Origin of the sequence: Rhodomicrobium sp. Az07 (assembly GCF_018619475.1) — a bacterium.
Taxonomy (GTDB): domain Bacteria; phylum Pseudomonadota; class Alphaproteobacteria; order Rhizobiales; family Rhodomicrobiaceae; genus Rhodomicrobium.
In genome coordinates, this window is record NZ_JAHFZG010000016.1 from 77,904 (window position 1) to 86,108 (window position 8,205).

Annotated in this window: 10 protein-coding genes, 1 tRNA gene and 1 pseudogene; 2 read left to right on the top strand and 10 right to left on the bottom strand. The window is 62.7% G+C overall.

Annotated features, from left to right (window positions below):
- Positions 1-13: 13 nt before the first annotated feature.
- Positions 14-688 (bottom strand): TrkA family potassium uptake protein, encoded by a 675-nt coding sequence (locus KKP04_RS12380; RefSeq protein ID WP_215031710.1) that lies wholly within the window; start codon positions 686-688, stop codon positions 14-16.
- Positions 678-2,015 carry a TrkH family potassium uptake protein gene (locus KKP04_RS12385; protein ID WP_251134086.1) on the bottom strand — a complete coding sequence of 446 codons (1,338 nt, stop codon included), beginning with the start codon at positions 2,013-2,015 and terminating at the stop codon, positions 678-680. Before KKP04_RS12385 ends, KKP04_RS12380 begins: the two co-directional genes overlap by 11 nt.
- 199 nt (positions 2,016-2,214) lie before the next feature.
- Between KKP04_RS12385 and KKP04_RS12390 the strand changes: the two genes are divergently transcribed.
- Together KKP04_RS12390 and KKP04_RS15560 are read left to right on the top strand one after the other, a co-directional pair.
- Positions 2,215-2,289: transfer RNA gene (locus KKP04_RS12390), tRNA-Glu, on the top strand.
- 354 nt (positions 2,290-2,643) lie between these two features.
- A complete protein-coding gene (locus KKP04_RS15560; protein WP_251134087.1) occupies positions 2,644-2,883 on the top strand; it encodes a hypothetical protein in 240 nt (79 codons plus the stop codon).
- Here KKP04_RS15560 and KKP04_RS15965 read toward each other — a convergent pair.
- From KKP04_RS15965 to KKP04_RS12435, 8 genes and pseudogenes are all read right to left on the bottom strand, one after another.
- Positions 2,857-3,891: pseudogene (locus KKP04_RS15965) on the bottom strand (recombinase family protein); the annotation flags it as partial. The gene KKP04_RS15560 and the pseudogene KKP04_RS15965 sit on opposite strands and share 27 nt — an antisense overlap.
- The gene (locus tag KKP04_RS12405; protein ID WP_215031714.1) at positions 3,872-4,123 is read right to left on the bottom strand and encodes a hypothetical protein; all 252 of its coding nucleotides are present in this window, start codon (positions 4,121-4,123) and stop codon (positions 3,872-3,874) included. The gene KKP04_RS12405 and the pseudogene KKP04_RS15965, both read right to left, overlap by 20 nt.
- A gap of 151 nt (positions 4,124-4,274) precedes the next feature.
- Positions 4,275-4,781 (bottom strand): hypothetical protein, encoded by a 507-nt coding sequence (locus KKP04_RS12410; protein ID WP_215031716.1) that lies wholly within the window; start codon positions 4,779-4,781, stop codon positions 4,275-4,277.
- An 81-nt stretch (positions 4,782-4,862) separates the two neighbouring features.
- On the bottom strand, positions 4,863-5,567 hold the full coding sequence (locus tag KKP04_RS12415) for a tyrosine-type recombinase/integrase (protein ID WP_215031719.1): 705 nt from the start codon (positions 5,565-5,567) through the stop codon (positions 4,863-4,865).
- A complete protein-coding gene (locus KKP04_RS12420) occupies positions 5,564-5,953 on the bottom strand; it encodes a hypothetical protein (protein WP_215031722.1) in 390 nt (129 codons plus the stop codon). Before KKP04_RS12420 ends, KKP04_RS12415 begins: the two co-directional genes overlap by 4 nt.
- Positions 5,953-6,384 carry a site-specific integrase gene (locus tag KKP04_RS12425; RefSeq protein ID WP_215031725.1) on the bottom strand — a complete coding sequence of 144 codons (432 nt, stop codon included), beginning with the start codon at positions 6,382-6,384 and terminating at the stop codon, positions 5,953-5,955. The genes KKP04_RS12420 and KKP04_RS12425 overlap by 1 nt, the downstream gene beginning before the upstream one ends.
- 10 nt (positions 6,385-6,394) lie before the next feature.
- Positions 6,395-7,666 carry a hypothetical protein gene (locus tag KKP04_RS12430; protein ID WP_215031728.1) on the bottom strand — a complete coding sequence of 424 codons (1,272 nt, stop codon included), beginning with the start codon at positions 7,664-7,666 and terminating at the stop codon, positions 6,395-6,397.
- Between the two features lie 167 nt (positions 7,667-7,833).
- On the bottom strand, positions 7,834-8,037 hold the full coding sequence (locus KKP04_RS12435; RefSeq protein WP_215031731.1) for a helix-turn-helix domain-containing protein: 204 nt from the start codon (positions 8,035-8,037) through the stop codon (positions 7,834-7,836).
- Between the last annotated feature and the right edge of the window lie 168 nt (positions 8,038-8,205).

The following is an 8,205-nucleotide window of genomic DNA, read 5'->3' on the forward strand; positions in this document are numbered from 1 at the left end:
CGAGGCGACAATCTCAGGTGATCGCGGCGAACACCGCCACCAGCTTGGTCGGACCCGACACGATGAGAAGGTCCCCTGGCAGGATCATGGTCTCTGGTCGCGCATAGTTGAAATCGGCCCCGAGCCGCTTCACGCCGACGACGGTGACACCATACTTGCTGCGCAAGGCGGACTCTGAGAGCGTCTTGCCCTCGATCTCGCGTGGGGCGCGCGTCTTGACGATGGCGAAACCGTCGTCGAACTCGATGAAGTCCATCATCTTCCCGGTGACCAGATGCGCCACGCGCTCGCCCATGTCTGCCTCCGGATAGATCACGTGGTGGGCTCCGGTACGCTCCAGAATGCGCCCGTGCTTTGGCCCGTTCGCCTTTGCCCAGATGTCCGGGACACCGAGTTCGCAGAGGGCCAGCACTGTGAGCACGCTCGCCTCCAGGTCGGAGCCGATGCCGACCACGGCCCGTGGGAACTCGTGCACGCCGAGACGACGCAGCGTGTCGCCATTGGTGGTGTCGGCTTGCACCACATGGGTCAGTCGGTCGGCCCAGGACTGGACCAGTGCGGCGTTCTCGTCGATGGCCAGGACGTCGTGTCCGAGCCGCTTCAGCGACCCGGCAACGGCGCCACCGAAGCGGCCGAGACCGATGACGACGATTGCGTCCTCGCGCGGGAATGAACGGTTAGCCGACAATGGGGCGCTCCTCCGGATAGCGATAGGGCAACTGCTTGGTGTTCAGGGCCAGGCTGGTCGCCACCGTGATGGTGCCGACCCTGCCGACGAACATCAGAAAGATAATGACCAATTGCCCGGCAGGAGGCAGGTGGGGGGTGATGCCCGTCGAAAGCCCCACGGTGGCGAAGGCGGATATGGCCTCGAACACGACGTCCTGCAAAGGAAAATCGCTCACGGACAATAGGATCAGGGTTGAGGTCCCCACGAAACCGACGGCCAGCAGGACGATCGTGAGCGCCTGCCGCTGGACATCCCTGGAGATGCGCCGTCCGAATGCAGTGACGTCGGGCTCGCCGCGGATTTCCGCCCAGATCACCAGCACAAGCACCAGGAAGGTCGCCACCTTGATGCCGCCTGCGGTTCCGGCGCTGCCGCCGCCGATGAGCATGAGGCCGTAACTGACGACGTGGGTTTCGGGCCGAAGCTGCCCGATGTCGACGGCATTGAAGCCGCCCGACCGGGTCATGGCCGAATGGAACGCGGCGCCGAGCAGCTTGGCCGCAGGCGCGAGCGGGCCGAGGGTCGCCGGGTTGCTCCATTCGTAGACCAGAACCGCGATGAATCCGGTGGGCAGGAGCATCGCCGTCCCGAGTAGCGTGATCTTCGTGTGCAATGACCATCTGCCGGGGCGGCGCGGGTCTCTGCGAATGTCGTTGAGCACAGGAAAGCCGATGCCGCCGATGATCATGGCCACCATGATCGGGCCCAGAACCATAGGATCGGTCGCGAAACCGATCAGGCTGTCTGAATAGGTCGAGAAGCCGGCATTGTTGAACGCGGAGACCGCCTGGAACAGACCGTGCCACGCGGCCAGGCCCCAAGGCTGCCCATAAGCATGGTGCAGCCAGACGCAGAGGAAAGCAGCCGTCGCCAGTTCGACGACGACCGTCGCCAGAAGGATCCGCCGTAGCACCGATACGATGTCGCCGAGCGCCAGACTGCGGGTTTCCGCCTGCGCCACCAGGCGGTAGGTAAGCCGCAGCCGCCGCATGACCAGAAAACCGAGCAGAGTCGCGCCGCTCATGATCCCGAACCCGCCGATCTGAAGGAGCGCCAATATCACGACCTGCCCGAATCCCGACCAGTAGGTCGGGGTGTCCACGACGATCAGACCTGTGACGCACACCGCCGAGGTCGCGGTAAACAGCGCCGTCAGCAACGGAGCGGCTCCGTCGCCGGCCTTCGAGACCGGGAGCATCAGGAGAGCGGTGCCCACCAGAATGGTGAGCATGAAGGCAATGGGCACCAGACGCGCCGAATGCAGATGCTGAGACGTATGCAGCAAGCGATGATCCCCCGCCAGCGATCTGCGCATAATAGCGATAGGTTTCCAGATGAGAAGGGCTTGGCCAAAACCCCTCTATCGTGCCGGATTTCTTTCCGGTCGTCGCCTGGACGGAATTGCTTTTCCGATGCGTCTTGACCCTTGCCAAGCCGTGCAAAACCCGCTTTATATCGTCGGACCGGCCGCGACGCCGCGCAGCGCCCCCTTCGTCTATCGGTTAGGACGCAAGATTTTCAATCTTGAAAGAGGGGTTCGACTCCCCTAGGGGGCGCCATTCCCGAACAAAAGAGAGAACCGCGGGCGGAGTTTGTCCGGGTTCACCCGATGCGGCTCTGGCGAGGATCGCCTTTGAGCCGGTGATGCGGATTTCCTTATCCTTTACAAGCACTTCGCGCATGAGAAGCCGGGCGTAGGCCTGACGGAACTCTGGCGAGCCGCTCGTGAGCTTGTCTTTCAGGAGCTTCGCGAGGCGATTGATCTTCGCGGGTGTCACAGCGGGTTCGCCGGTAGCCATGCGGCGCTGGAGGTCGGCGATCTCGGCGGCGCATTCGTCGCGCTGGAGCTTGAGGCCAAGAAGGCGCTCCTTCAGGGCCCGGTCTTCGGCCTCCATCATGCCGGTCTCGACGAGTTGCAGGAGCCGCGTGAGGGCGCCCTTCGCATCGGCGTGCTTTTGCCGGAGCTTCGTGAGGTCTTTCTTTTCCTTCTCGGCGCGTTCGCTCGCGCTTCTGAGCCAGGTATCGAGGAGGTGACGAAGTCGGGCCGGATCGAGCACCTGCTCCAGAACCTCACCGATGACCATGTCATCGAGCCGGTCCATGGGGATGCGGATACCCCGGCAGGAGAGCGGCCCTTCCTTTGTCTTCCGTGAGCAGCAGTAATAGCGATAGGCCCCGTTCTTGCCTGTGTTGAGGATCATGGCGGCGCCGCAATAGCCACAGCGCGCGACGCCAGCGAGAAGCGTCGGACCGTTCACGACGCGGGGTGGCGTGTAGCGCGGGTTGCGGCTTTTCAGGAGCCCCTGCGCGGCGTTGAAGGTGGCCTCCTCGATGATCGAGGGAACAGCGAACTCGATCCATTCCGACGGGGGACGTTGCGTGCCGCTCCGTGCATGATAGCGGTTGAAGAAGTACTGGCCTTTGTAAGCGGTCGAGGTGAGGATGTCGTAGACGCTGCCCGTCGAGAAGCGCTGGCCGCGCCTTGTGTTGCCGCGCTCGTTGAGATGGGTGGCGATGGCCTTCACACCCATGGGCTGACCGCGTTCGCCGAGCGCAAGGCCGAAGATCTCGCGCACGGTTCGGGCTTCGTCCTCGTTGATGACGAGAACCTTCTTCTCGCGCGTGCCTCGAACCTCTCTTGTGACCACATCGTAGCCGAACGGCGGCTTCGATCCGTTCCAGAAGCCCTGGCGTGCGTTTTCGAGCATGGCGCGATGGACGTGCTTGGCCGTCTCCCACGACTGATACTCGTCGAAGATGTTCAGCATCTTGCGCGCGACCTCGGCATTGCCGCCTCGGCCCATATCCTGGGTGATGGAGACGAGATCGACGCCTGCCTTGCGCAGCTCGCGGACGTAGAATTCCGAATGCATGGAATCCCGACTGAAGCGGGAGAGCGAGTGCACGATGACGAGGTCGAAGGGATGATCCGAGCGCTTCGCCTTGTAGATCAGCTCCTGAAACACGGGACGGCCCTCATCGAGGGCCGATGCGCCGGGTTCACAGAACACCTCGACAACCTCATAGCCCTTCTGTTTGCACCAGGCCTCGCATCGATGGATCTGGTCGGGGATCGAGAGGTCAGCTTCGGCCTGCCGGACCGTCGAAACGCGTGCGTAGATTGCGGCCCTGCCACTCATATCACTCCCCGTCGTCGTCATTCAGGATGGCATTGATCTCGGACTGGAGAAAGGCGCGCAAGAGCCCGATCTCTTCTTTTGTCGCGCAAGCGTTCGGCATGTCGGCGATGACGACCGTGTCCCCATGATGCCTCTCGCGCAAGGCAGGCACGCCGAGATCGGTCGGGGTTTGCCCGATCCGTCCCTTCTTTCCGAGTGCCTGCCTGTTCTGGTGTTCCATCTCCAATTGTGTACGCGTGATCGCAAACAGCAACCAGAGGGCTCGAAGGGGGGTGGTGTGGATCTCGAACCACCCTGAATGCGCCGCCCAGCAGCGAGTCTACCCGGGTAGACTCGGGACACCGAGAACTCTGAGCAGACACAGAAAGAGAGAAGCGGGCAGCTTTCGCCGCCCGCCGAAGACTTTACTTGCCGTCGATGATCGCCATGAGAGCCTTCTCCTTGCGAAGAAGCCCATTGCCGCTCGGAACGGCGCCATGCGCGATGAGCTTCAGCTTGAAGCGCTCATGCTGCTCGGGCGAGAGGTACAACGTCACCACGCGGGCATCCTCGATCGGGATCTCGCCGCGAAGGCGGGATTCGAGTTCGTAGACCGTGCTCTTCTCCGCGAGTTCGAGAAGATAGTCGGCGTTGTCCTCGGTAAGGTAGCGTCCGACGATCTGGAGTTTCGTCCAGCCAATCGCGTGAAGCCGCTCCTCGGGCACGCCCAGATCGTCGAACTGACGCGCGATCCTCGCCAGCGCATAGGCGACGCGTTTGCCAAGCCCCGCCATTTCCGCGACCTTCAGGAAGACATCGGGCTTCAGATCCTGAAGCTCGCGAAGTTCCTTCGCGGCGGCCAGAAAGTTGATCCCGATGTAGTTGGCGATGATCTCGGCCTTGTCTTCTGCGTTTAACGTTTTCCCACTCATCAACTTATCCTCCTGTGGCAGTGATGATGAGAGGATGTTGCGGCGATAGACTGATGCCGACAATGATTTTATTTAATAATTTCAACCAACAAGTGCTTGGTTCTCTTCGCTTGACCCAAGGTCTTCGCGGATCATGCTTTCCATCAACTTTTGATAGCGCGCGGATGCTTCCATGTTGGACGACAGATCATAGAAACGGGCAGACAGCGGCGAGGCATGCCCCAGCACCGACTTGACGATGCCGACTTCGGCTGGCGCGTGGATGGCGATGTCGGTTGTCGCGCTGTGGCGGAAGGCATGGAGCGACAGCGGCACGCCGAGCGTCTGGCGAAACACCTCGCGCAGTCGGCTCGATATGGTCGCGCCCTGAAGCGGTTCGCCGCGCCGCCCGAGCCACAGCCAGCCTTCGTCCTCGACGTTGCCGAGGAGGATCGGCCGCACCGTCTCGCAATAGAAGTCGAGCCGCGGTGTGAGCCAGGCGGGATACCAGCCTTCGAAGGGCTGGCCATTCTTCATGGCTTCGGGCGCAAGCGCGACGCGATAGCGATCCTCGTCGCGCAGCAGCGTTTGGCCGAGCCGAAGTCCGGCGCAGTTCTTCCGGCGGAGCGGCAGGCAGGTCTCGGCGAGGATCATCAGCCCGTCGCGGAAGAGAAGCGCGCTCCGAGCGGGATCGTCTTCGAGGAGCGCCACGCCTCGTTCCATGAGCGCCTCGGCGACGCGAACGAGATCGGCGGTCGGGCACATGCGATGGCTCAAAGGCTTGACGGGGGTCGCCTTGCGCTTCATTCGTCGCGCGCCCCATAGAGCAATTCCACATCGGCTTCGGGAGCGGTGACGCGCACAATGTCGGCGACGGTACGGACCACGTCCGCAACGGATGACGTTGCGTGGCCCTGTGAATAGTCCCCGATGAAGGCGCGAATGGTCTCGATGGTCGCGCGCGCTTCGGGTGTGGCGTTGGCATCGAGCGAGCCTCGTTCCCTCAGCCACCACAAGAACGTGCCGTAACGATACTCGGTGGTGACGACGGTGGACGGGCGCCAGTCGGCGGCAAGTCCAGAATCATCGAGAAAGCCGCCTTGCGTCCGTGCGTCCTGCCACAGCTTGCGATCGCGCTCCGGCCAGTCGTGAACCTTCAGCGAGGAGAAGGAACCGGAGAAATTACCCGACATCAGGCCGCCCTCCTCGTCTTCGTCATGGCCGCCTTGTCCTCTTCGATCATCCCTTCCAGGAGACCCTGCCAGCGGGTCTGCGCGGTCTTTGCTTCCGCGCCGGTATAAAAGGCTTCCGTCGTCCGCGTGGAGGAATGCCCGAGAAGCTTCGCAAGCCCCTGATACTCGCCCGGCATGGCGTCGAGCCACGCCATGCCTGCGTAATGGCGAAGAAGATGCGGGTTCACCTGAAGGCCGAGTTCGCGGGCCAGGAAGCTGGAATACTGTTTCGACAGGCTCACCGTGCTCTTGGGCTTGCCCGTGCGGCTGCTCGGGAACACGGTGGCACCTCTGCCTTTCGCGATCAGCGGATGGAAGCGCGCGAGATAGTCGACGAGGAAGGCGCTGGCCTCTTCGCTGAGGAGCGCATCGTAGGGCCTGCCGTTCTTCATCTCTGAGGGCTCAAAGGCGATGCGGACCGGGCTTGCCGCCCGCCGGGCGCGTGGTGTGCCGGTCGAGGTCCATGGTCGAAAGATTCGCAATGCGCAGCGGCACATGGAGCAGCAGCATGTGCATCGCCGCCATCTGCATGTCGAGCGCCTGTCCCACTGTCGGGTTTGCGACCTTGACGTAGCGTCGCGCCACGTCGAGATGGAGCGTCCTGAACCGCCTGCCCGCTGTTGGCGTGCTGAGCGCGGCGAGACGCGTGCGGTTCTTCTTCACCATCGAGCACTGCCGGTTACGGACCTTGTTTGCGAGCTTGCGAAGGATGGTAAGCGCCGCCTGCTGCGCGGCAAAGCGCGGATGATCGGGGGCAACCTCGATATGACGGAACGCACTCAGCAACGCCTGCGCCATGGCGTGCAGCGTTGGATGCGACTCCTCGGCGGGCCGCCCCTCACGAACCTGATCGACCGCGCGGCGGATGCGATCGGGCGTAAACAGGGATTCGAGGTTCGGGAAGTCTTCCGGGGAATAGCCCGCCTCGACCAACCGCGAGAGAGTGCGGCGGATCGCACCCTGATAGTTTCGCAGCGTTGCCGGTCGAAGCGCATCGCGCTCATCGTCGAAAGGGGGATGGGCCAGAGCGTCGAGCCATCCCGCGATGTCATCCTGGAGCGCTTGCGGAAACTCGGCAAGCGAGCGGCTCGCCCAGCGCGGCGGGGCGGTGTTGGCCATCTTCGGAAAAGCCGAACCCGGTATTGCCACGACCTTGTTCCAGCAGCACCGCGCCTCATGCCAGCGCTGACGCACATTGCGCTGGATGCTCTGGGTCTCGAGATAGACAAGGAACGCCGAGAAGGTCTCGGCGCTGACTGTGCCGGGCGACATCGCTTGCGACGAACACCAGCCCGCAAACCGCCTCAGCCGCTTGACCGCGTCCTCGGACGGCAGCGCGTTCAGAAAGCTCTGCCATTCGGGGATGAGCCCGCTGCGGCGATGGCGTCTGGCGACATCGATCCCGGCAAGTTCGAACGACCGTGTCACCCGGCTCAGAATGTTCCGCCACGCCTGTTCGCTGATACTGGCGAGTTGCCATGAGGCGCGCGCCCGAAGGCAGCGGATCGCCATGGGGTCGGCGGGCACCTGTCCCGGCTCGACGCCCGCGATCTGGCAGAAACGCTTGATGGCCGACGCAAGTTCTCGTCGCGTCTGGACCGGAAGATCGTCCCTCCCCGCCATTGCAGCACGAAGCTGATCGAGGTTCAGGATCTGAAGGCGGACAATGGTCATGGTGATCCTCCGGTGTTGATCGATTATGACTGGTGAAGACCCGGTGAGAAGGGCTTCCCTGATTGTGAGATATACACCATAATTTCCGATTTGTTATTTGGGGATACCATATCACTACTTGGCGAGCGGAGGCAAAAATGGCTCGACAGCAGAGGACAGGCTGCGTCTCACGTCCGGCGTGTCGCCTCGTAGATCGCCACGCTCTCGGCCGCGATCCGGATCGACTTGCCGAAGCGATGCGCCTGAAGGTCACCAACCTCGATCTCGCGCCGCACATGCCGGGCCGACATGCCCCAGCGCGCCGCCAGTTCATTCACGGTGTAAAACGGCTTGAACCTCGGAGACTTCTCTTCACTCGCTGCCCGGGCCATCGCGCTTGCCTTCCTCTCAGGGAAGCAGCCGATCCGGCGCTAGGCCGCGCTTCCCTGGTAAGCGGTGTTCTGACCTCACCTTCCATTTTGCTCGAACGGCTGCGAGTGTGACGGTTCCTTGAGGGATCGTCTTATGTCTAATCCTGGTCGTAGTCCTATCACTGAGCT

Bases quoted from the DNA above. Each gene is read 5' to 3' on its own strand.
- KKP04_RS12430 (WP_215031728.1), bottom strand. From the start codon at position 7,666: ATGACCATTGTCCGCCTTCAGATCCTGAACCTCGATCAGCTTCGTGCT.
- KKP04_RS12435 (WP_215031731.1), bottom strand. From the start codon at position 8,037: ATGGCCCGGGCAGCGAGTGAAGAGAAGTCTCCGAGGTTCAAGCCGTTT.
- KKP04_RS12410 (WP_215031716.1), bottom strand. From the start codon at position 4,781: ATGAGTGGGAAAACGTTAAACGCAGAAGACAAGGCCGAGATCATCGCC.
- KKP04_RS12415 (WP_215031719.1), bottom strand. From the start codon at position 5,567: ATGAAGCGCAAGGCGACCCCCGTCAAGCCTTTGAGCCATCGCATGTGC.
- KKP04_RS12425 (WP_215031725.1), bottom strand. From the start codon at position 6,384: ATGAAGAACGGCAGGCCCTACGATGCGCTCCTCAGCGAAGAGGCCAGC.
- KKP04_RS12420 (WP_215031722.1), bottom strand. From the start codon at position 5,953: ATGTCGGGTAATTTCTCCGGTTCCTTCTCCTCGCTGAAGGTTCACGAC.